14 protein-coding genes and 1 pseudogene are annotated in these 20,126 nt (G+C 56.7%); 12 read left to right on the top strand and 3 right to left on the bottom strand.

The window, feature by feature from the left end; genetic code table 11:
• Positions 1-385: 385 nt before the first annotated feature.
• Positions 386-646, top strand: a complete 261-nt coding sequence (locus ACQUQF_RS25065) for an NAD(P)H-hydrate epimerase (protein WP_435182210.1) — start codon at positions 386-388, stop codon at positions 644-646.
• 27 nt (positions 647-673) lie between these two features.
• Here ACQUQF_RS25065 and ACQUQF_RS25060 read toward each other — a convergent pair.
• Both ACQUQF_RS25060 and ACQUQF_RS25055 read right to left on the bottom strand, forming a co-directional pair.
• Positions 674-1,822, bottom strand: a pseudogene (locus tag ACQUQF_RS25060) (RNA-guided endonuclease InsQ/TnpB family protein); the annotation flags it as partial.
• Positions 1,755-2,429 (bottom strand): hypothetical protein, encoded by a 675-nt coding sequence (locus tag ACQUQF_RS25055; protein ID WP_435182208.1) that lies wholly within the window; start codon positions 2,427-2,429, stop codon positions 1,755-1,757. The gene ACQUQF_RS25055 and the pseudogene ACQUQF_RS25060, both read right to left, overlap by 68 nt.
• A gap of 214 nt (positions 2,430-2,643) precedes the next feature.
• On the opposite strand from ACQUQF_RS25055, the gene ACQUQF_RS25050 reads away from it, so the two are divergent.
• Positions 2,644-4,539 (top strand): DUF262 domain-containing protein, encoded by a 1,896-nt coding sequence (locus tag ACQUQF_RS25050; protein ID WP_435182207.1) that lies wholly within the window; start codon positions 2,644-2,646, stop codon positions 4,537-4,539.
• Positions 4,540-4,568: 29 nt separating this feature from the next.
• Positions 4,569-5,486 carry a hypothetical protein gene (locus ACQUQF_RS25045; RefSeq protein WP_435182206.1) on the top strand — a complete coding sequence of 306 codons (918 nt, stop codon included), beginning with the start codon at positions 4,569-4,571 and terminating at the stop codon, positions 5,484-5,486.
• 401 nt (positions 5,487-5,887) lie between these two features.
• Here ACQUQF_RS25045 and ACQUQF_RS25040 read toward each other — a convergent pair whose 3' ends face one another.
• Positions 5,888-6,154, bottom strand: coding sequence for a hypothetical protein (locus ACQUQF_RS25040; protein WP_435182205.1), 267 nt, complete (start codon positions 6,152-6,154; stop codon positions 5,888-5,890).
• 221 nt (positions 6,155-6,375) lie between these two features.
• On the opposite strand from ACQUQF_RS25040, the gene ACQUQF_RS25035 reads away from it, so the two are divergent.
• From ACQUQF_RS25035 to ACQUQF_RS24995, 9 genes are read left to right on the top strand one after another with little or no spacing between them, the layout of a single operon-like run.
• Positions 6,376-6,795, top strand: a complete 420-nt coding sequence (locus ACQUQF_RS25035; RefSeq protein WP_435182204.1) for a hypothetical protein — start codon at positions 6,376-6,378, stop codon at positions 6,793-6,795.
• 30 nt (positions 6,796-6,825) lie between these two features.
• On the top strand, positions 6,826-8,562 hold the full coding sequence (locus tag ACQUQF_RS25030) for a hypothetical protein (protein ID WP_435182203.1): 1,737 nt from the start codon (positions 6,826-6,828) through the stop codon (positions 8,560-8,562).
• Entirely contained in the window at positions 8,559-9,395 is an 837-nt protein-coding gene (locus tag ACQUQF_RS25025) for a hypothetical protein (RefSeq protein WP_435182201.1), read from the top strand. Before ACQUQF_RS25030 ends, ACQUQF_RS25025 begins: the two co-directional genes overlap by 4 nt.
• 2 nt (positions 9,396-9,397) lie before the next feature.
• Positions 9,398-10,510: a hypothetical protein gene (locus ACQUQF_RS25020; protein WP_435182200.1), complete on the top strand. Its 1,113-nt coding sequence runs from the start codon at positions 9,398-9,400 to the stop codon at positions 10,508-10,510.
• The gene (locus ACQUQF_RS25015) at positions 10,510-11,631 is read left to right on the top strand and encodes a hypothetical protein (RefSeq protein WP_435182199.1); all 1,122 of its coding nucleotides are present in this window, start codon (positions 10,510-10,512) and stop codon (positions 11,629-11,631) included. Before ACQUQF_RS25020 ends, ACQUQF_RS25015 begins: the two co-directional genes overlap by 1 nt.
• Positions 11,624-13,831 (top strand): VirB4 family type IV secretion system protein, encoded by a 2,208-nt coding sequence (locus ACQUQF_RS25010; RefSeq protein ID WP_435182198.1) that lies wholly within the window; start codon positions 11,624-11,626, stop codon positions 13,829-13,831. The genes ACQUQF_RS25015 and ACQUQF_RS25010 overlap by 8 nt, the downstream gene beginning before the upstream one ends.
• A complete protein-coding gene (locus ACQUQF_RS25005) occupies positions 13,824-17,654 on the top strand; it encodes an ATP-binding protein (RefSeq protein WP_435182196.1) in 3,831 nt (1,276 codons plus the stop codon). Before ACQUQF_RS25010 ends, ACQUQF_RS25005 begins: the two co-directional genes overlap by 8 nt.
• Positions 17,651-18,535, top strand: coding sequence for a DNA primase (locus tag ACQUQF_RS25000; protein WP_435182194.1), 885 nt, complete (start codon positions 17,651-17,653; stop codon positions 18,533-18,535). The genes ACQUQF_RS25005 and ACQUQF_RS25000 overlap by 4 nt, the downstream gene beginning before the upstream one ends.
• Entirely contained in the window at positions 18,532-20,055 is a 1,524-nt protein-coding gene (locus ACQUQF_RS24995; RefSeq protein ID WP_435182192.1) for a primase-associated protein, read from the top strand. The genes ACQUQF_RS25000 and ACQUQF_RS24995 overlap by 4 nt, the downstream gene beginning before the upstream one ends.
• The last annotated feature ends 71 nt before the right edge of the window (positions 20,056-20,126 follow it).

Here is a 20,126-nt window from a genome sequence, read left to right as displayed (position 1 = left end):
GACTTCGGCGTCGCGATGCTCGACTTCGCGGGGGACGAACCCTGTCCGGAGGACGCGAGCATCAGTTATCACAGATACCCGTATCAGGACGATGGTACTTAACTTAGCGGGCTCGTTTCCGGAAATTCCAGAAGCGGTCTCAATGGGAAACCGATCTATTCTCTATTGGACGGAGATAGTCTGTAGAGATTGTAGGCTGCTTTTCCCAATCTGTATGATAGAATTGCGTCTTCTGCTGGGTTCTTGTTTAGGGTTTGCTGCCGTGCACGACCTAATTTCGACTTAAGAGTGAGGTTACGACAATAAAGTACGCTCAAATCCCTGTCGAGAATCGTCGGGACGCTCTTGACCGTATGGGCTGAAACTACCGAAAGTGACCGAACCAATGAGCGAATCTGCATTCAAGACGACGGCTGGTGTCCCCGTCCCTGCGGTTACCGCGGACGAGATGCGTGAAATCGACCGCGTTGGCGTCAATGACATCGGTCTAAAACTGCTCCAGATGATGGAAAACGCCGGTCGGAACCTCGCAGGACGCATTCGTAAGCGCAATCCTGACCACGTAGCTGTCCTCGCGGGAAACGGCGGAAACGGTGGAGGAGGGTTAGCCTGTGTACGGCACCTATTGACATCCTCCTCCGCCTGAAGGCGGAGGAATCCCGAAGTTGGGATATTACGGTTTGCAGTCTACCACCTCTGTCTGCGGTTGGAATCCGCAGGAGAGGTCGTATAGGTGGACTGCTGGCTGTGCCAACCAGCCGGTACCCCTATCCCCGGACAACTGCCCGGAAGACTTGGAGTTACTTTTATCGTTGATGTTGAGACGGATGTTCTCCGCCCCGTTCACGTCAGCGTTGAATGCCGCATCACACGACTTACATACATACAAGCCGCGTTCGACACGTTGGCTGTCGTCTTTCCGACCGCACACGCAACACGTCTTGCTCGTGTCACGCTCGGATACTTCCACGACCTCGATGCCCCCAACTTTCGCCTTGTATTCGAGAATGTTGGTGAACCGGTCGAACGCCCACCCGTGCAAGTCGAGATTTCCGTGCCGACCCCAGTTCTTCGACTCTCCTTCTTCGTCCTCGCGGACGCCTTCCAAGTTACCGACGTGAACCTGGCCAACACCCTTCTCGACACATCGTTGGACGATGTGTTTGGCGAGATTGTGGAAGAAGTGGGTACGGCGCTCCGCCCACTTGTGATGTAGTCGTGTAGCCCTATTGCCACCCGAGTCGTCGCACTTGGCGATTTCCTTCGGGAAGTAGTACCCGTCCTGTTTCAAGCGGTTGCCGGGGTACAAGTCGGCGTCCTCGGTGCTGTAGGCGACGGCGGCAAAGTTGCTGATGCCGAGGTCGATGCCCGCCGTTTTGTTGCCGGGGTCGTTGGGTGTCTCAACGTCATCCTTACAGACGAGGTGCAACTCCCACTGCTCCTTCGATTGGTCGTAGACAGCACGAACCTGTTGCAGATTTTCGACGGTGACGCCGGGGCGTGTCTCGTACTCGACAAGGATGTACTCCCACGCTTTCGGATGTTCCTTGTGGTTCGCACCCTTCGAGAGGCGGACACGGTTGTTCTTGGCGTCATGGCGGATGCCGTTCTGTTTCCACGTTACCGTCGAACGGGGGTGTTCTTCGTGGACGCGGCGACCCTCTTCGTCGTAGTAGTTGCGTTTGCGGTAGCCGGGCGGATTGTCTCGTTCATCGTCGGAGCCATACCACGAGTTGAAGGCTTCAGCGAGTTCCTCAAGAACCCGCTGACTGGACTGACTGTGTAGTCCCTTGTACTTTGGGTGTGTCTTTAACTCGTTCCGAAAGTAGTTCACGACCCCGTTCATCGAGCCTAACAACGAACCTCGTCGTATATTCAGTACCGTCTATTTCGGTTGGGACGTCCGTTCTATCGTCCGGCTCGCAAGACCAGGGGACGACTCGCCAGGGGATTTCCTCACCGTATCTGTTCGCTTGCTCCCGGTCGAATTTAAAGTGGTACTTGCCAGAGTGGATCTCAACACAATGGCTGATCTCGAATATAGATTTGAAACCGACGCCGATGAATCCGATGTGGTCCCGTGGGTGTTTCGGTGAAACGCCAGCTGCACATAGTCCTGTGACGTCGTCCTTGACGTTTTCTCTTCCTCTTTTTCTCTGTCCATCAAGCGTGCTATCAGTGAATTCTCTCCCGTCATTGAGAATCTCCAAGCACCAATCATCGCCAATTTGACGTACTCTAAAACGAACAGCCTTTGCTCCTTCGTCATCGGCGTTCTGGATGAATTCCAGCGGGAAATACGTCGATGCGAAGTTCATCTGAACGACGTTTGAATGGCCGTGTAGACTAGTCCGGACTAGGTCTGGCGACTCATCCAAGTACTGCTCTCGTATCTTCTGTATTAATTCGCCTGGGCTATTGGCATTCATGTATTGACGTAATACCTATCAGACAGTACTTATGTATCCCAAGGATGAAGACTAATTTCACCGAACTCGAACTAATTGACTTAGAACGGGCGGTTCGTTATCGGAGTTGCATGAGACGGGTTCTAGAATGGGGTTACATTAACTGACTCTGAGACCAGTTTCGCAGAGACTCATAGAGGGAAATATTCACAAAGGCAGAACACCCTCTACAAGTATGTCCGAAACAATAGAGGATCTCCTCGCAGACATCAACTCCGATGTCTACCTTCCGGGCCTCCAGCGAGAATTCGTCTGGTCACCCAATCAGATAGAAACGCTTTTCGACTCGCTTATTCGTGGCTATCCAATCGGAGTCCTTCTAAAATGGGACATCCGTCGTGCCAGAGACGACTACTACGCGTACAAGTTCATCCCCAATTACATCGCTGACGATGGACGTGTTCCTCGGCCGATTACCGACCAAGGATTCACGCGGAACAACGAAGGCGTTGATGATGCTGATGCCGATTCGTTAATTATCGACGGACAGCAACGCCTGAATTCGCTCTATATCGGGTTATATGGAAGTATTGCAACGTACACTGGTGGTAGCGGAAGGACAAGAGACGAATCCCGCTACTGGGACGAGAAGAAACTCTGCGTGAACCTCTTCGGCCATCCTCAGCATGATCAGGATGGACTATCTGGTGACTACGAATTTAGCTTCAAGACTTCGAGTCTGTTCGGTGACGAAAACGAATTCGGTTACAAAAACCGAGGAGGCACACATCGCTACTGGTTCCCGCTTCCTGACGCAATCGCGAGCGATGGCCTCCTCTTGGAACAATCCGACCTGCGAGCAGTAGCGCGGGAACGAGTTCGGTCAACAACCATCGAGGCAGATGAAGAGACACGTGAGGCGCTGAAGGACTCCGCCTCGTTGATTATGGACGAATTCTATCATAATGTGATGAAGAGCGAACTCCCCGTGGAGACGATAAAGAAAGACAACCATCACATCAAGGAGATTTTCCAGCGTATCAACATCCAAGGAGAAGAGCCCCGACCGTATCAGCTCATGCTGTCTAAGCTGATGAGCACGTGGCCGTATATGGAGGACCGACCGTTCAATCCGCGTCAGAAGGTCGAAAACTGGATTGAGGACTTCAAACGGGAGTTCACGGGGTACGAGACCGAAATCGACCGAGACCTCTTTATGCGGTATTCGTATATGCTCCTCGACGACGATCTAGCCGGAAAATCGTCTGTCAATAATCTCTCCGACTCAGACTTGGAGACATTGCGGACTAAGTGGATGGACGGTCCCGACGCGTATTCCTTTGCACCCTTTGAGTGGTTCCCCAGGGCAATGGAACTCTCGCTTCAGAGCCTTTTGGATATCGGACTCTCCGAGTATACGATGGACTCAAAGAGCCACATTGCACTTCTCGCGAAGTTCTTCTACGAGAACCCATCCGTCGATCACACGGCAGCAGAGATCCGCAATGATATCTTCAAGTTCTTCGCGATTCTCCTGCTGCTGAACGAGAGTCACGGACTGCTTCGGCGAACAAAGGCCCGTACCACTATGTCCGTACTGACTGAAAACAAGGGAGAACTCTCGTCCTTCCCTGCGCTTGAGCTCTTCGACACGCTTGGAGTCAGCCCCGCTCGGGAAGACATCGAACGCGTAGTCGATCACGCGAAGTACAATCCCAATGCTGCTGGGACGGTCACGTTTACCAGTCGGAATGTTGCCGCAGTTCTCGGTCTCCTTGATGGAGTATACGGGGACAGGAATATAAGCGACTACGAGGTGGACCATATCTTCCCGGCTAGTCGTGCTGACGCAGTCGAAGCCGCCGTTGGAGACGATATAGATATCCACAGACTTGGGAATCTCCAACTACTACATCATAGAGTGAACAACAGCGAAAAGGATACGCAGTGGCCTCTACAATGGCTTGATGATCTATCCGACGGAGAACAGCGACGCTACCGTGATGACAATCTCTATCCGGAAGATGTGGAGATGTCGCCCGAGAACTATACGGAATTCACCGAGAAACGCGAGGAACTGATCAGGAAAACCCTCATCGATCGGTACGTCAGTAGTAGCGAAGAGGAATAGAGTCTGGCGAATTACTAGAAATCAGAGAAATGGACCTACCCATAGATCCTACGAAGAACGACGCATCACCACAGGAACTCATCCGAAATCTACCCTCACAGGCTGCCCGCCGCCGCGTGCTCCAAGCAGCAGATATCTCTATAGACGTCGAGGACAGCAACTTCGTTGAGATACTCGACGAACTCTCCCGGATCGAACTCCGACGAGCCGCGTCACAGCTTCGTTTTGCGGGTGCCCGTACGGTCTACTATTACCATGTCGACGGTTTGCGCCATGTCTCTCCTGACGGAGCGACCGGTCGAGTCGATGATGTAGGTTCTCCTGGCGCGTATGGACCCGAGGTCCAGACCGCCGTCAGGGACCACGACCGCATCTACGTCGTCTGCAATGTTCCCGACACCGGGTCACAGACGCAACTGACGATCTCGAAGGAAAACCGGCCGACGACCGTCGCGACGTTCAAGCCGAGAACACAGCTTCTTGCCGTTCGGGCATCCGACGACGGCACCGCAGACGTGACCGTGCAGGCCGTGCTGAGTTATCTCGAACTGGATGATGCTACCCGAATTTCCTTCCATGACACCGGATTCCGGGGACGGTTTGAGGACACCTGCGTCGATGGGTATTCGACGCTCCGCCTGAGGAATACGAACCCTCGAGACAATTCTCGAGAAATCGAGATCCGGTCAAAAGAATCAGAAACTGACACCGTAGCCGACGTTCGTACCGATGCAATCGTGGAGGACCTACTCCGGCGTGGTGATACGGAACTCGAGACGGCGACGGGACTCGTCACCGTCCCGACTGACGTCCGTTCGATAGAACATGGCGAACCCCTGCATCCGCGAGTGACAATTGGATTCCCGGATGGGTGGGTGACCTTCGAACAGTTTGTCCCCGAACAGATATTGATCGAGTTCGACGATTTAGTCCGAGATTCGCTCTGAGAACACACTCGAAATCATATCCCTGCTTTACTCGTTGGGAATCAAATTTGAGTCGTAGTCGCTTACCCAACCCCTGAGCCAAACACCAACCTAAAATCCGGTGTCGTAAACCACGAAGTTCACGAATTTTCCCTTCGGTGTGAAATCACTCAAAGTTGGGACAAGGGCCGCCTTCGAATTCGAGAATGGAATCGAGGTTATCCTAGAAGGCGATGCCGACTACTGGGTCGAGGGCGGGAAAATCTCTCAATCCTGGGAGACAACGTCGGCAGAGAGTTAGACAAGTTAACCAACAATTATCTACTCTACAACTACCTTGTTGGTTAATTATCTGTGGCCGAGAATCCCTTCCAGTCTCAACTAAGAGCGAGAATCACGCTAATCAATCTATTTGGAACGAATTAATCCTCTGTATCGTTGAGTTCCTTGTATTCAACGTCGCCAGCGAGAACCTGTTCGCCAAAATCAGTGAGGCGGTACGCGGGGTCCTCCTCATGACGCTCAGCAAGATTATGATCAACAAACACCGGGCAGCGCTGGGAAATCCACTGTCGGCTGAAGTCAGTGTTGATTTCAAGATTCTTTGCCGTGTGCCAGCCCTCATACTTTCCTAGTTCTTCGAGAATGTATGGGTCAGCAGGTACTGCCCAATTAACTTCTCGATACATATGGATATTTTCACCCTCATCCGAACAGATGTATATAACTTCCGATTAGTTCCCTAAACATTCTATCGGACGCTAGAAAATACAATCAGACACCAAAAAATACGTTCGTATGTTCAAATTCATATACCTGGTCTGTCTGTGGTAGAACTGAACGCTGATTCCACGTCCCCGCGACATCCCCGCAATCGATCGGGTGGTGGAACAGCCAACCACAGTTACGTATGCAAGAATCAGATACCAACTCCCCACAAGAAAAGTCGAAAATCACGATACAGAGTACTGCTGGGCTAAAATTCCCCTTCACCATTGCAATACTCTCACTCATGGCAGTTGAGCCAGCGCTAGCTCAACAGACGTCACAGAGCGCAGTTTGCAGCGCAGACAAACTCCCTGGAATGATTGAGGGGTTCTTCCAGCTAACAACCGGGCTGGGAATTGTTGGTCTCGCCGTCGTTTGGCAGGCGGACTCTCTAATCGAGATGTTCACCCTCAATCCCGAGCAGAAGAAGGGGCTCAAGCGTCATAAGCGCTCAGCGATGAAGTCCACCATCGTCCTCGTTGTCCTCGGCCCGCTGTACACAGTCGCCGGATCGATGATGGGCCTCCCGCTGGCACAGTGTGTCGACCTCGTCCCCTGGTAAGCCACTTCACGATCCCCGTTGCGAGCCCTCATGGAACAACGAGAACGCTCCGTGCTCATGGCCGTCCTGTTCGTGACAAGCTTAGTCACAGGTATCGTCACAGCAAGCCCACCGCGGCCGGGGACAGAAGGAAATGGACTCACCGAGAACGAGTCGGCGACGCTCTGGTCGCGTGACGCAGACAATTACATCAGCCAAGAAGAGTACCGTCAGCGCTACGGTGACGAGCGGACGTCGATCCACCAGCTTGCGAACGGGACGGATATTACGTTCAAGCGGCCGCCCGCGACTGCCGCAACGTGGACTCGAAATGACTTCGAGGACCTCAAAGCCGGAGGTTCAGATACGTCTGTGCATCCACCTCACGCGTCGCTTGACGACGGTGTGTTCATCAAGGATGCCCATGCGACTATGTTTGCCCTTCAGCCGTCGACCCGTGGCCACCTCGAATCCGGTGACACCCCACTCTATATCGCCCCGAATGGGACGATGCGCGGACTTGTCGATTATCGCGTCCGCGTGCCAAACGGGAGTTCCTCCGGGAACAGGACCGTCGAGTGGTCGCTCACGGAACACGAGATCAAGGAAGTACGCCTGAAGAAAGACGAGGAGACTATTGCGAGGACCAAGGGGTCGCACACGCCGGTCATCGACTACCAGCTGGACGATGACTGGAGCGCTAACCTCACACTCGAAGCGGAGATCCACGTTCGATTGAAAAAGACGATACGGAACGATGTAGTCAACGGAACCGACGTCGACGTCGTCTACCGTGAGGAGACGCGAAACGTCTCGGACTCAATCGACGTCGAGATCTACGACCTCTCTGCGTCCTCCTATTACGCCGAGTATCCGAACGGTGATTCCGGCGTTGCCATCTTCCAGTCTCGGCCTTGGCAAGGGTATACTCTCACTGAGGAAGGTGATGCAAACGTTCGTGGTGTCTGGCGATTCTACACTGCCCGAGACACCAGCTGGGATGCACTCGTTCGGTCCAACCGTACAGCTAGCACCGAAGTTGAGTCCGACGCCATCCCTGTGTACGTCCACGCATATCCATCCCGGATCGGACCGCGTGCAGAACCTGTCCGAGACGGCCCGGAGATTGTCGACACGTGGGGAACTGACCGACCCTCCCCAGTGGAAACCATCGGTGACAACGTCAACATCGAGGTCGTAAACCAGTCCTACGAGACGACGTACGGTGTTGCCGTTCGAGCCGAGGCTGTTGATCGGGATGCTCTCCACGTTGCAGGTATCGTTCGAGGAGTCAACGCTTCGATCGTTGAGCCTGCCGCGGGTTCTGAACGACAGCTTCGTCGTAGTACCCTTACGGCGGAGGCTCTGAAACAGAACCAGTCACAGGCCACACTCAGAATTGAACTCCGTGACAACGAAACTGGCGCACCTATCATCCTCGACGATAGCAGTCGCTGGTATCCCATTGGGGGAACCACCCGCAACGGATACATCACCATTGCCGGCCAGCAGGTCGAGACCAATGCGTCCGGGGTAGCCATTGTAACCGTCGACGACCCGGGGATCTACACAGCTCGATATCACCCCGGATCGTGGCTCGGACATAATCCAGCATACGTGAGTGATACGGCGACTGCCCGTTGGCATCCACTCGGGACCATCGACGGCTGGTTCGCGTTCCTCTTCGAGATCTTCTGGCAGTTTATCCCGTTCTTCGTGATGTTCTACGCTGGACATCGTCTCCTCAGAATGCTCGGTCCAGAAGACCTCTTCCAACGAAACCCATGACAAGAAATAACCCGCACATCAGTAGACGAAACGTCCTCCGAACAGCCACAGGTGCCGCGCTTGTAAGCGTTGCAGGTTGTCTGAACACCGATGGAGACTCTGACACGTCCGGTGACGGAACTGGCTCTCCAGACGGTCAAGGACCGCTACAACAAGTCGCTGTTGAAGCGACCACGCTCGTTGTCGAACTTTCGCCTAACGCTGATGTCGATCAGGTCAACCTCATCCAGCCGAACGGAGAGCTTTTCGGAACACGTGACGTGGCCGCAGGGGCTCAACAGGTCTCGTTCGAGATTGGAACCGCATACGAGCCTGGTGAGTACCGCGTAATCGCACTGAAAGGCGAGGAAACAGTCACAGAGAGCACCACGGATATTGTACCGGAGGTTCAGATTCAGGATGTTGGACTCTATCGGAATAATCCTGACAAGCCGTGGGACGAGGTCTACGGTGACACTGAGACGGACCGCTTAAAGAACGGTGAAGCGTTCGTTACTGTAACAAATACTGGGACAGGCCCGAATTCGATTGTTGAACTAGTATTCTCTGGAGATGTCCCCAATCCCATTGAAGATCCCCGAGGGAGCGGAATGTTCGAAACAGAGCAAGTGGCTGTTGCACCAGGAGAAACAGTAGATCTCTTCAGCAACTCGTTCCCCTTTGGCTCAGAGTCTGAGAAAGGAATGGGGTGCTCTCCTGAGGGCAACAGCGGACAATTCACAGCCCACGTTGAGACAAGGGTTGGAGGGAACGTAGTTACGAAAGAGTTCGATGTTGAGTATTCTGGATCTGATAAGATGAGTGATTGTGAGGTCACGATCACGGGGGCCTGACGATGGTTGATCTGATAGATGTCGTATTGGAAGGATTCAAAGATATCATTGAGTGGGTTATCGGTTTATTCATGGATGGGCTCCGGTCAGGGTATCGAACCCTGACTGAGGGGATGTTTGGAACACCCACGCCAGAGACGAATGGTACATTTATTTTTGGTGAGCCGAGCAACGCGCCTTGGCCAGCTATTCGAGACGGACTGGTTGGTGGCGAAATCATGCTCATATCTCTCTTATTGCTCGTAATGAGCGCACAAGGACGCCACACAATTCGAATATTCAATGTGGGAAGTGCCTACGAAGCCCGAAAAACCAAGAAGACTGCATGGGTCGGTGCATTCCTAATAATCACATGGTACTGGATTGGCACTATCACGCTGTTTCTAGTTGATGGGTTCACTATCGCCCTGATGCCTGACCTCTCCTCAGTATCTGCGGCAATGTTACGGTTCATAGGTGTCTCCATTACCAATCCTGGACTGGGACTATTGTTCGCCTTCTTCGGAGGTGTCTCAATGTGGGCTTTGGAGGCTCTCTTCTACATTCGCATGATTTTACTCTACGTCTACCTGTACGGGATGCCGATTGCGTTCGCCCTCGCCTATGGAAATCTGCCCGTCATTTCCGATATCTCAATGGGATTTGCCAAACGGTTCGTCCCTTTAGCTGTCCTGCCACTTCCAGCAGCAATGGTGTTCAAAGGATATGATCTGATATACGGCGGGGGAACCCTCACACCACAGACTGCATTCCTCAAGTTCCTCGTCGCTGCTTCCCTCCCGCTGGTTGCCCTCTACATCACCTGGAAGACGTTCAAGTACGCGACGCCGCTGACAGCCAGAGTTGTCGGAGGTGCAACCAAAGGTGCTGCTCTCATCGGTGGGGTCGCGGCTGGCGCCTACGTTGGCGGTGCTGGTGTCGCGACGACAGCAGCACGGTGGGGACCGAAAGCAGCAGCCGGCCAAGCCATAGCACAGAAAGCTGCTGCTCGAGGCGGGCACGGAACTGAGGACAGAACCCCCTCGTACCGCCGAACCGAGAATGACCCCGGTGGGGCCACAGCAGACGCATCGAGTGACAAACGCGGAATGGAGTACGATCGAGGTATTCACTAATGTCTATAGATCCAGACGCGGCAGCGCGGCGTATCATGAACCAATTTGGCGAGGAGAGTCGCATCCCCTACCTCAACATCGAGGAAGGGGACGTCGGCGTGCTCATCGCCTTCCCGATCATTGGGCTCTTCATCGCGAGCCTCACCGGCATCGAATCGCTTGCCCTCCCGTTCGTAGCTGGTGGACTCGGATTCGGTGTTGCAGTCATCTACGTCTCTCCCGACCACCTGAACGCGTGGACGTGGACGAAGGACGTCTATCGATACGTCAAGCGCCCGCGAGTCACGTTCAGTGCCCCAGAGGAAGCAGATAGTACCACGAACGAGACAGAGCGAAACGAGGGCGGGCTCGCAAACTACACGCCATTCAAGCCCGACGAGCGAACGCAGGACCTCACGAATATCGAGCGAGCGTGGCCCGGTGCTGGCGCGATCCAACGGACGGACGGCACGATGGAGGCGTTCATTGAGATCGACCCGGGGAACATGGACTTCGCGATGTCCAACGACTGGGCCCAGCTCCAGAACGCGGGCGAAGAGTTCGCCAACAAGGAACTCGACTCGAAGCTCAAATTCCACGCGACAACCCGCTCATTCCCGGTCGAGCAGATCACCGAGACTATCGAGGACCGACTTGGCGACGAAGACGTCACGCAGAACCCGATCTTCCGGGAACTCCTTGAGGAGTATCGCGAGACGCGTCCCAAAGAGATGCGTGACCGAGGTATCCAGCAAGTTCGCTACTACATCGGCGTCGAGGTGACCCCGCTTGACGTCTATGACCGATACCGAGACGAAGGGACACCTGCTGAGAAACTCACACAGTTCCCCGTCATCGGATTCCTGTTCAACCCGTTCGTGACACGTCGTGAGGACCTCACCGATGTCGAGCGCCGTGGGCAGATGTTCGAGAAGCTCGACAGTCGCATCAACGACGTTCGCGCCGAGTTCATCCAACAAGCATCCGGCTGGTCCGCTCGCCGGCTCAGCACGGTCGAACTGTTCGTCCTGAACATGGACTTCTGGAACGGACGGGAGCACGACTACGACGACGCAGAGCGCGTCATTCGAGAGCAACCGATCATCGGCCACTCGCGCCGGGAGGATGAGACCAATGCATAAGGTCGTTCTACAGGCGGGTGGTGGGACCTTCACTCAGCTCACAGAGTGGCTACTGAACCCAACATCATCCGAAGGTGCAGCGATTTACCTCCTGTTGGTTGTGATCCTCGGGATTGCCGGTAAACTCCTCTGGGACCGGCACACCGCCGACGACGAACCCAAAGTCGATTTCTCGGACGTCCTCGACGAGGAGACACTTGAGCAGGGTCACGCAGAAGGCCAACTTCTCGACGACATCTCCGAGTCCCACAAGACGGTGACTGCGCCAGCAGCCGTCGAATGGGGGACACGAGCTGCACGCGTTGGCGAGCAGTGGACGACGACGCTCCACATCGCAGACTACGCCGACTACCCCAACGACGGCTATCTGAGCGACCTCTTCGAGCTGACCGACGTCGAATTTGACCTCACAGCCCACATCACGCCGAAGAACCAGCAGCGAGCGCGGAATGAACTGCAGGACATAGCTGACGACCTCCAGGTCGACGCCGATCTGGAACAAAGCGTCCGCAGTGCGTACCTCCAGGAGCGAGCAAACGAAGCCGCTGCGACCTACAAGGCCGTCGAGAGCGGCGCGAACGTCTTCGACCAGGGAATGTTCGTCACGGTTCGCGCCGACGACAAGGACGACCTCAGGGACTCGGTTCAGAAGGTCAAGAGCGCACTTCGTGACGACCCTGCGAATCTCACTCCAAAGACCGCAATCTGTCGGCAGGACCTCGCGTTGCAGTCGGCTGCTCCCATCGGAGACAACGTGTTTGGTCGCGAATCCATCGCCCTCGGTGGAGCCGTTGGCGCACTTCTCTCGTCACCGCACAATGCCACCATCCTCGAAGAGGGCGGGGTCGAGTTCGGGATTCACAAGGACAACCAGAGTCCTGTCGTCATCGACCCGTTTGCCCGTGACAACGGGTACGCGATGTTCACCGTCGGCGACACCGGCTCGGGGAAGTCGTTCAGCTCGAAGCAGAACTTCATCCGCTCGATCGAACAGAGCAAGGACCGCATCGGCATCATCCTCGAACCGCTCAACAACTGGGCAGGCGTCTCCGAAGCCCTCAATGCGAAACGCATCACTGTCGGCGGGACGCTCGGTCTGAATCCCCTGGAGATTCGCCAGACACCCGAACACGTCCAGCGGGCGATGGGCGAGGACGCGAGCCCGTTCAACGAGAAGCTCGACGACGCGATGAGCTTCCTGACGAACTTCTTTGCTCTGCGCGGTATCTCGCTCGGTGACCGTCGGACGACGCTCGAACTCGGCCTGAAGCGCGCCTACAGGCGCAACGATATCACCGACGACATCTCGACGCACAGCAACCCCAGCCCGACCATCCGTGACATGATGGACGTCTTCGAGGACATGGTCGACGACCCCGAGGAATTCGTCGTTCGTTCTGACGAGGAGGCCGAAAAGATCCGCGAGGACGCGACGTGGCTTTTGGACCAGCTTCGCCCCTTCGAGGACGATGGTCGCCACGCCAATCTCGGGAAGTCCTCGGAGTTCGACATCCGCGACGAGAAGGTCATCTACCTCGATCTCGCCCAGCAGGAAGGCAGCGTCGACAGCAGTACGGCACTGACGATGCAGTTGCTCATCTCGCTCGTGTACGAACGGGCGAAAGAGACCGAAAAGGAAGTCGTATTCTATATCGACGAGGCGCGGTACATCATGCAGGACGCCGCGAGCCTGTCGTTCCTCGAGACGGTGTTCCGGCACCACCGGCATCACGATCTCTCGATTCGACTGGTCACTCAGACTGTCGACGAATTCTTCGAACACGCCGAAGCCGAAGCCATCCTCGATCAGTGTGCCGTCAAGCAGTTCCATCGGCTCGACGGGATGGACGAGGAGTGGGCCGACGAGTTCGGCCTGAATTACGCACAGATGCGCTATGTGCAGGATGCGGTTCCCGGTAACGAGGACGCTGGATTCTCCGAGGCGCTCGTCGGCGTCGACGGCGAATGGCGCGGCATCAAGGTACAAGCAATGGACAAAGAAAAACAGGTTATCGACTTCAACCCGACCGAGCAACGACGGTCCTCCCTCCCCGGCGCTGGTGAGGAAGCAGTCGATACAGACGTACAGCAGTTCCGTGAGGAACTAGAACAGCAGGCGACAAACGGACAGTCAAAAGGAGCCGACCCTGTCTCTGCGAAACCTGACGGTGGCTCAGTGGAGGGAGAGGACGATGTGTGAGTATCTCCGCGTCACGCCAACATCCGAAGAGCTTGAACCCGAAGGAATCCCCCGGGTCCTCGAAAGCCTGCACAAACTGACGACAGCAGGGTCGACCGGAATCGCGCAGAAGCTGAACCCACTCCATAGTGACACACCTCTCCAATTCGAATTCCTCGCCCTGAGTGAGGGAGCGGACGACCCTGTCGAGTTCTTCTACGGTGCCGACGAGCATCTCGACACACTCGAAAAACGCCTCCGTTCGATCTATCCCGAGACGTTCGACATCGAACGCGTCAACGTTGATGTCATCTCTCGGCTCATCCAGCCAGTCGAGTTCACTCGTTCAGAATTCATCGAACACTACGAAGCAGGGCAACTGCAGTACGAATTTAATCAGGACGAGCAGCACGAGCTTGCGAGCGAGAGCCGTGACCAGGACCAGACGTCATCGACGGAGGCTTCCCCATTTACAGATGGTGGTGCCATAGCCGATTCATCCTTTGGTCACTTCGTCGAGGTCGGGGATACCGCCCTTGAGCTTGCACCACCGAGCGCAATACCGGACGAAAAGCCACTTACAACACTCGAAAAGCCGACCGGGACGACCGAGGAGACGATACTAGCACGGCCAACCATCGACGCAGTCTCGCCGGTTGGCGTACGCTGGTCCGGTTCAGCGACCCGAAAGAAAGACTGGATGACGTCGTTGACACCCTTCGTCTCCGGGGATGGTGACGATGCCTTAGTGGCTGTCGATCAGCCCGGCGCACCTCTGGCGTCACTCGTCGACCACCTGACGGACGCGGCGTCACCCGTTGCGTTTCAGGTTGTGTTCCAGCGGCGGGCGAACTGGCAGTCCGACGCTGAACTCCGGAAAGAGGACCTCGTCGACGGGCGAGACACCTTCTTCCAGGAAATCATTGGCTCTCTCCTCGAGGTCGAAGACCAGCAGAGCGATCAGAACGAGAAACAGCTCAGCGAGTCCGTCGCAAAGCGCATCCAATACATCGATGCAAAGAATCCCAAGCGGTCGTTCACTGCCAATATCAGAGCAGTAGGGGTTCCCACCGATGACGAGGCCCGTGACGAGCTCGCGGCCCAGATGAACTCACTTCGCCCCGTGTTCGACCCGGTCGACGGCCCCTACTACGAGGTCGAGGGTGACCGACTCCGTGCTGACGGCTTTCGAGAAAAGACAAAGGAGAAGAACGCCCAGACTGCCCTCCAGCGATTACTTGATCGAGAGATTACGACTGGCCGAGGCAAGACCCGGCCGGATTTCGTTCTCAGTGGAACGGAACTCGCGAACTTCGTGCTCGTCCCATCATCCGAGCAGCTCACAGTAGAGGGAACACGCGGCACCCGCGCTGAACAGCAAAGCCGAAACCCGCTTCCGTGGCCTAATCCAGACCTGGTTCAACAGTTCCAGGAGGGGATGGCGATTGGATACGCGCTCGACGAGAACGGTGAGCCGCGACCGGACCCGATTCGCATTCCGCCGAAACTGTTGACGACGCACTACGGTCGATTCGCATCGACCGGCGGCGGGAAGTCGAAGGCGATCCTCAACGACGCGCTGTCTCTCCGAGAGACGACCGGCGGACCCGTCGTCATCGTCGATCCGAAAGGCGACGGCATGTGCGAGAACTACCTTCGCTGCCACTACGAACGCTTCAACGGGTTAGACGACGTCTATCAGTTCCGCGTCCCAGAGACCCTCCCTGCGTTCTCCTTCTTCGATATCCGGCCTGCGCTCGAAGGTGGGCGTAACCGCGAGGATGCGATTCAAGACAAGATCGACCACTTCCACGACATCATGCGGATGATCATGGGCCGCGGGCAGTACGGGCAGGCGTTCGTCGCGAACGAGATTCTCAGCTACCTGATCAAGGCACTCTTCGACGAGGAGTACGGAAGCGACGTGTTCGGGCTGGACGACCTCTTCGACGCCGCCCTCCGGATGCAACGCGACCAGACGATTCCCCCCGTCTCAGCCGACAACCAGAGCATCGAGGAATCGTTGACCCGCCACTTCGCCAAGGACGACCACCAGTTCCAGGTGTCGATGGACGCAGTCGGAAACCGTCTCGACAAACTCAGAGAAGACGCGCATCTTCGGCAGATCTTCAGTCATACCCCCGAGCAAAACGAGGCTGGCGAGTACGTGGACAATCACTTCGACTTCCGCGAGTTCCTCGATGAAGACGCCACCATCCTGTTCGACCTCGGAGACCTCCGCCCGGAGGCACAGCGAGCACTCACGCTGCTCCTCTTGAGTAACCTCTGGGACGCCGTCCAAGTACGCCGGCGTGACGGCCAAACCGACTACGAGAAGCTAACGAATCTCATCATCGAGGAGGCCGCCCCGGTCGCTTCCACGAAGCTAGTCTCCGAACAACTGCTTCCACAGGGGCGGTCGTTCGGCCTGAGCATGGGGCTCGTGATGCAGTTCCCCGGGCAGGTGCGGAATCGAAGCGAGCGGGCCTACGACGAGGTCCTTAACAACATCAAGACGAAGCTCATTGGCAACATCTCGATTGAGCGCGACCTCGCTGAGTCGCTCGCTCACGAAGACCTTAGCCCAACTGAGCTCCGAAACCGAATTAACACGCTCCCGAGCGGGGAGTGGATCGCCCAGCTCCCGAGCCCGACGTTTGGGGAAACCGGCCCCGCCCCATTTTCGCTGAAGCCCCTTCCGATTGCGCCGGGGCATCCAGAAAGCGACCAGCCGCTCACAGAGCCCCAAGAAGACCATTTCGAGTCCGTGGCCCAACCACGGATGGTCGAACGCACACAGGCCCAGTACGGACTGACAGAGCCGGCTGAATCGAGAACTGCTCCGGAGAAGACTGGCTGGGGTAGTACGGGAGCCGACACGACGGGCTCGGCTGCCGACGGCGATACAGCGACTGATCCGACGCAATCCGCGTTCATCAGCGAATCGACGACCAGGGACGCGTCGACGGCGACTACACAGCCCGCGACGGACAGCGACCCAGACGCAGACGAGACAGAGATGATCCCCCTGTTCGGGCAGGCCCCCGAGACGGACGAGGAACCAGCTACCGACCAAGCAGCGCAACCGGAGAACGGGCCAACGCCTATCCAGGAAAGCAACGTGCCCGTCCCCGATGACGAACTCCGACAACGCGGGCTCAGCCGAGACGACGTCCGCTTCCTGAGTCGCGTCCTCGACGTGATGAACAGGGACGACGGCGAGTATACGCTTCTTGACTCGATGCGTGCGCTTCGAGACGAGTTCGAGGAGCTGAATCTCCAACGCCTTATCGACCAGAACCTCGTTGAGGAAGCCTCGGCCTGTGGTCGCAAATACTACACTGTCCTTCCAGCGGGGCGCGACCTCCTCGGCGAAAAGCTACAGGTGGGTCCCGGACTGGGGGATATTGGAGAGAAAACGCCGCACAAGGTGGGGGTCCGGCTCCTTGAGTTATGGCTTCAGCAGCAGGACGACGTCGCCCGCGTCGAGCCGTACTACGAACACGATGACGACACCGTGTTCGACGTCGCCGGCTTTGACGCGGGTGGTGAACTCGTCTGGGTAGGGGAAGCAGAACTCCCGAGCAACAACACCCACGCGCCAGTCGACGATTACGATAAGCTGCGTTCGGCAGACGCAGACGCGATCTGGGCATTCAACAACCGCGAGACGGCCGTTGAAGTGCTGGACCGTCTGGCCGACGGGGAGCGGATTGAGGAGAGCGTCAGCGGACGTGACGCACGGTCATTCTCGACAATCCGAGATGCTGTTGCGGACTTCGATGTAGCAGGCATGGCCACTGTTCGGAGCTTCAAAAATCTTGACCAGGAGGTCAACCGATGACGTGGCGACAGGCGACTCGTGAGGAGATTTACGCCTACTACGCCGATGAGTTTCCGCGATATATCGATACCCTTCCCGAGTTCATCACAGCGACCGGCCCGAAACAGTACGCCATCGCTTTTCGAGATCCGCATCCGGTTCGCAAAGACGACGTCCCTGACAAGGACTTCATCCGGCGGGATACGTGGCAAACAGATGCGTCGGGGGACCGAACGACGCCCGAGTTCGACGACTTCGAGGATGTCGTTGAGTTCATTCGTCACCCGGCTCGCAACGACCCGCTCGGTCGAAACAAGTTCGCACTCGCTGACCCGGAGGTGCTGGAGCAGCCGGACCCACGGCCCGACGCCGTCTACTACGCGCTGGATCACTGGGAACGGCCCTGGGTCCTCCTGGTCGACATCGATGCGAAAGAGATCGCCCGAGACCGAGCGGACGAGATGGTCTCGAAGGAGGTCGACGATCGGGACGACGATATACTACTCGATGCCGCAGGAATCCTCGAGGCCGCTCCTGAGGGGTATCCGTACGCCTTCGAAGACGTCGACCGCGCCATTGAGTACGGGTTCGAGGTGCGCGACATCTTCGAGGACGATTTCGACGCCGAGGAGACGATGGTCGTGTACAGCGGGCAAGGTGTCCATGTCTACCTGCTGGATACTGATCCGGCGCACCGATACGACGAGCAGAGCCGTGAGGTGTTGAACGACCTCCTCCTCGACACGTACGACATCCCGCTCGACCCCGTCGTGACCGCCGACCGCCGACGTGTCGCCCGCTTGCCCTACTCGCTGCACGCCGATGTCTGTAGTATCGTCCAACCTATCGAGAGTCCGGCGTTCGACGTTCGGTCGGCAACTCCCGAGGTGATCGACGAATGAGTCCGAATACCCCCACCGACGACGAGGACATGGCGTATCGAATTGCGGCACTCCCGCTGGAGTACGGTGAGACCCGCATCAACCAGCTGTTTACGCGTGGCTACAACCGATACGTCGTCGACGGCGAGGACCAACCCGAGGACCTCGTGAACGACATCGAGCGGTTCGGGACGGCGGCGTTCAAAGAGCAGGTTCGTGCCGACGCCGCCGAAGAGCCGTTCGTCGACGAGCCGGGAACACTCGCTGTGCTCGCGACTCTGAGTGCTATCTGTGTAAAAGAGCACTCGAAGTTCGAACACGCGTCGCCCCGGAACATCCAGGTGCTCTACGACATCCGAGAGCTGTACGTCAACAATCTCGCCTCCCTCATCCGCGCCCACGGCGATGGGTCACTCCAGCAGGACATCGCCGACGTGCTGTACAGCAAGGAACCCGGTGAGGATGGCCCACATCCCGGACGAGTTTGTACGGGCATCACAGAGATGCCGGAGTTCGGGGATGGCCTCTACCTCGAAATCCCGATGGTGGCGGCGTCACGAAAATGCCTCGTTCGGGAGGACGAGGCGGCGGCAGGGGCTGACAACGGCAGGGATATACTGACGCGAGTGAAAGATAACAACCTGTACGTTCCGGTCGGTGATTTCGACAACAAGTATCGCGACTACGCCGAGCGGGCGTTCAAGAAACTCTTGCGGGTGCAAGAAGACGGGCTCTCCGACGACCAGCTAACGTGGCTGACCACGAACGAGTCAGCGATCACGGAGCGGATCGACCGCTTCCTCGAGACCGGCCATCACGAGCGTATCTGGCGGAACTGGGACCGTGGGGAGCGGACGATCCGCGTCCTCCGGCGGGCCCTGAGTGACGCGCCCGAGGACGTCGCACAAAAGGGTGAGTTCCACACGGCGAAGGAACTCTTTCGAGCGGTCGAGTCGTATGAGGCCGAGGATGAGTGGGAATCCTCTATGACGGATTGGGTCTCGAGTCCGAGTAGTCTCGCGAAGACGCTGGCCGACCACGAGTCCCACTCGGCTGTCACGATCGACCGAGACGGACGCGTCAATACGTATCGAATCGGGCGAGCCGGAGCCGGCGCCGAACAGATCGAGGTGCGGGAGATCGAGGACCTCTTCGAACTCCCGTGTATGGCGAATATGGAGGAGCGGCTACACGAGAAGAAGCCCGTCCGGAAGGACCTTTACAACTTCGCGCGGATGGTGATGTGGCTGCCGCAGTACCAGGACAGCAGCCTCGACGAAATCGTCGCGGACCTCAAGGACGTTTTCTCCCGGTGGCCGTGGTACGACGAGCAAGAGACCGAGTACCAGGTCCGCTACGAGTTCTCGAACACCATCGACGGCGACACGCCGTTGCCAATGAACTGCGACAATGACGATCTGCAGCGCTACTGCATCGGCCAAGACCAGTGTCCCTACTCAATCTGGGGCAGTCTTCCGTTCCCGGATGAGATGTACGAGCAGGTTGACGAGGAGTCAGCTGGGCCCACTGAGCAGTTCTGAACTACAGATTTTTTATCGTTTTTTCGTTCTTGACCTACATCACTGGCTGAAAGACCGGCTTCCATTCCTGT

Origin of the sequence: Halorussus sp. AFM4 (assembly GCF_051194995.1) — an archaeon.
In the GTDB taxonomy this organism is placed as follows: domain Archaea; phylum Halobacteriota; class Halobacteria; order Halobacteriales; family Haladaptataceae; genus Halorussus.
Note: the sequence above shows the minus strand (reverse complement) of the source record. Positions and strands in the feature narration are given on the sequence as shown.

Coding starts and splice junctions, on each gene's coding strand:
- ACQUQF_RS25065 (WP_435182210.1), top strand. CDS start 386: ATGAGCGAATCTGCATTCAAGACGACGGCTGGTGTCCCCGTCCCTGCG.
- ACQUQF_RS25055 (WP_435182208.1), bottom strand. CDS start 2,429: ATGAATGCCAATAGCCCAGGCGAATTAATACAGAAGATACGAGAGCAG.
- ACQUQF_RS25050 (WP_435182207.1), top strand. CDS start 2,644: ATGTCCGAAACAATAGAGGATCTCCTCGCAGACATCAACTCCGATGTC.
- ACQUQF_RS25045 (WP_435182206.1), top strand. CDS start 4,569: ATGGACCTACCCATAGATCCTACGAAGAACGACGCATCACCACAGGAA.
- ACQUQF_RS25040 (WP_435182205.1), bottom strand. CDS start 6,154: ATGTATCGAGAAGTTAATTGGGCAGTACCTGCTGACCCATACATTCTC.
- ACQUQF_RS25035 (WP_435182204.1), top strand. CDS start 6,376: ATGCAAGAATCAGATACCAACTCCCCACAAGAAAAGTCGAAAATCACG.
- ACQUQF_RS25030 (WP_435182203.1), top strand. CDS start 6,826: ATGGAACAACGAGAACGCTCCGTGCTCATGGCCGTCCTGTTCGTGACA.
- ACQUQF_RS25025 (WP_435182201.1), top strand. CDS start 8,559: ATGACAAGAAATAACCCGCACATCAGTAGACGAAACGTCCTCCGAACA.
- ACQUQF_RS25020 (WP_435182200.1), top strand. CDS start 9,398: ATGGTTGATCTGATAGATGTCGTATTGGAAGGATTCAAAGATATCATT.
- ACQUQF_RS25015 (WP_435182199.1), top strand. CDS start 10,510: ATGTCTATAGATCCAGACGCGGCAGCGCGGCGTATCATGAACCAATTT.
- ACQUQF_RS25010 (WP_435182198.1), top strand. CDS start 11,624: ATGCATAAGGTCGTTCTACAGGCGGGTGGTGGGACCTTCACTCAGCTC.
- ACQUQF_RS25005 (WP_435182196.1), top strand. CDS start 13,824: ATGTGTGAGTATCTCCGCGTCACGCCAACATCCGAAGAGCTTGAACCC.
- ACQUQF_RS25000 (WP_435182194.1), top strand. CDS start 17,651: ATGACGTGGCGACAGGCGACTCGTGAGGAGATTTACGCCTACTACGCC.
- ACQUQF_RS24995 (WP_435182192.1), top strand. CDS start 18,532: ATGAGTCCGAATACCCCCACCGACGACGAGGACATGGCGTATCGAATT.